The organism is Priestia sp. P5_B4 (assembly GCF_056400385.1).
Genome location: NZ_JBFULJ010000878.1, coordinates 1 through 1,594 on the forward strand (window position 1 = coordinate 1; position 1,594 = coordinate 1,594).

A 1,594-nucleotide genomic window follows, 5' to 3' on the forward strand; every position below is an offset into this window, starting at 1 on the left:
ATCTAGACCTACGTGAGCAGGCGAAGTAAGCATATCTTCTTCTCTTGTGTTCAATATTTTAACCAGCCTTCCACCCACAGCTTTTGAAGCTAGATAAGCAAGCAGCTCTAGCTGAACAGCTGCTTTTCCTCCATACCCTCCTCCTACTAGCGGTGTTTCAACGATCACTTTTCCCGCTTCAATTTCAAAGTACTCACTGATTAATTTTTTGACCATAAAAGGAGCTTGAGAAGAAGTGATAATTTTAACTAATCCATTTGGAAGGATTTCAGCAGCGGCGCTTCTTGTTTCCATTGCCGCGTGATCTGAAGGAGATAGAGAAAATGTTTCTTCGACTATTAACTCACTTTTTTGCCAACCTTCTTCTATATTGCCTTTTCGAATTTTAACTCTGTTTGCTACGTTGGTGCCGGGCTCTGGATACACCGTTTCATCATGCTTGTAGATGTGCATATGTTCATGCACTAAAGGAGAATCAGGCTCAATAGCGGCGCTAGGAGAATGTACGACAGGCAACGGCTCATATTGAATATGAACGGAGCTCGCCGCACGCTCAGCGAGTGCAGGAGTTTCTGCTACTACCAGGACTACGGCTTCTCCGTGATAACGCACTTTTTCAAATGCAAGCGGTCGCCGGTCACGAACTCCTTCCCCGGTTAACGGCAAGTGCTCACCCGTCACAACCGCATGAACACCGGGAATAGCAATCGCCGCTTGGACGTCTATTGCTTGAATCCTTGCATGAGCGTAAGGACTGACTACTATTTTGGCATGCAGGGAGCCTTTAAACATGTAATCATTTGTGTATCGAGCCGTCCCCGTTACTTTTTCCAATGCATCTTTTCGAATCACACTTTTTCCAATGATCTCCACTCTTTTCACCTCCATCAATCAAAACAGTCAAGGTTTCTCTTTGTATATCTTTTTAATGCGTTCATACGCTTGTTTTGTATCAACATCCATAAAAAGGGAAGCGTCGGTCCATTCGTAAAATATTCCATTTTCAGGTCCGCTTTGTCTTATGATTTTTCTTGCCCCTTGATCTCCTTGCAGCTTATCCAAGCTTGAAAACATTTGTTTTGAAAATAAAACTGGTGCTCTGGAAATCCCTTGATAAAAAGATGAAATAAATGGAACAGAAAAATATTTTTCAAAAAGAGAAACAAATGTATCTATCAGCACGATGCTTATAAGAGGCTGATCTGCCAACAGCACAATAATAGCATCAGCGTTTAATTCTTTTGCTTTTTTTAATCCGCATTTTAAAGACGCAGACTGACCTTTTAAGGCACTACTACAAGAAGTATGACTCCACTTCTGCTGATATGCTTCTGAAAAAAGAATAGGGTCAATCCACTCAAGATAATCTCCTTTCTTAGTTACTACTATCGTATGATTTACTTTTGAAGAAACAGCTTTTCGTAAAGCTTTACTTCCCAAACATCCATTCCCTAAAGGCAGCAGCAGTTTATTTCTGCCCATCCTTTTACTAGCTCCTGCGGCRAGATAAACAGCAACAATATTTAACCCGGACATTTTCATCCCTTTTTTTCATCATACATTCGGAGGTTTTGAATTAGTTCAGCAAGAATAC

General features: G+C 41.1%; 2 protein-coding genes. Both read right to left on the reverse strand.

Features of this window, described 5'->3' with window-relative positions:
• Positions 1–888: xanthine dehydrogenase family protein molybdopterin-binding subunit (locus tag AC1DRF_RS26990; RefSeq protein ID WP_477742192.1), on the reverse strand; the 888-nt coding region annotated here is incomplete at its 3' end.
• 12 nt (positions 889–900) lie between these two features.
• Positions 901–1,542: an NTP transferase domain-containing protein gene (locus AC1DRF_RS26995; protein ID WP_477742193.1), complete on the reverse strand. Its 642-nt coding sequence runs from the start codon at positions 1,540–1,542 to the stop codon at positions 901–903.
• Positions 1,543–1,594 lie beyond the last annotated feature (52 nt).